The sequence below is a fragment of the Burkholderia sp. Se-20378 genome (genome assembly GCF_017104665.1).
Lineage (GTDB): Bacteria > Pseudomonadota > Gammaproteobacteria > Burkholderiales > Burkholderiaceae > Burkholderia > Burkholderia lata.
This window is the reverse complement of the sequence record NZ_JAAGPG010001240.1, coordinates 1-749: the sequence shown is the minus strand read 5'-3', so window position 1 is coordinate 749 and position 749 is coordinate 1. Positions and strand designations below refer to the sequence as shown.

The following is a 749-nucleotide window of genomic DNA, read 5'->3' as shown; positions in this document are numbered from 1 at the left end:
CGGCGCTCGCCTTCAGCCCGCTGACGAGGCCGGCCACGTACAGCCGTTCGGTGTCCGTCAACGGCGGCGGCGCGAGGTCGGCCACGCCGAGCGCGGCCGCGAAAGTGTCGATGTCTGCCATGTCGGATTCCTGTGAAGCGGTAGCCTGCACCAGCGCCGGCGCGGGCCGCGTGTCATCGGCGCGCGCGTCGGGTTGCGCCGTCTCGTCGTCGGCCGCCGCGAACGCATCGGTCTCGACGCGCCGCAGCGCGACCGCGCAGTATTTCAGTTCGGGTTGCTGCGATTCGGGATCGATCGCGTCGTTCGTCACCGCGTTGATGCACAGGTCGTCGCCGTACACGTCGTTCCAGTGCATCGGCGCAAAGCAGTTGCCGCGCTGCACGCGTTCGGTCACAACCGCCGGCAGCACCGCGCGGCCGCGCGCCGAGCGGATCTCGACGCTGTCCTTCGCGGCGATGCCGAGCGCGCGCGCATCGTCCGGGTGCAGCTCGACGAACGGGCGCGGGTTGAGCTTGTTCAGCATCGCGACCTTGCCCGTCTTCGTCATCGTGTGCCATTGATGCTGCAGCCGCCCGGTGTTCAGCACGATCGGGAACGTGTCGTCGGGCAGCTCGGCCGGATCGACATGCGGGCGCGCGAAGAAGCGCGCCTTGCCCGACGGCGTCGGGAACGCGAGGCGCGGCGCGTCGTTGCCGTCGGCAGAGATCGGAAGAGCGGCGAGGAGGGAAAGAGTGTGAGCAAGAGTGCAA

1 protein-coding gene is annotated in these 749 nt (G+C 69.4%); it reads right to left on the bottom strand.

Annotated elements, in window-relative coordinates; translation table 11 throughout:
- Positions 1 to 749, bottom strand: a 749-nt coding sequence (locus tag G3N93_RS41215; protein WP_277396624.1) for a molybdopterin oxidoreductase family protein, incomplete at both ends; no start/stop codon positions are given.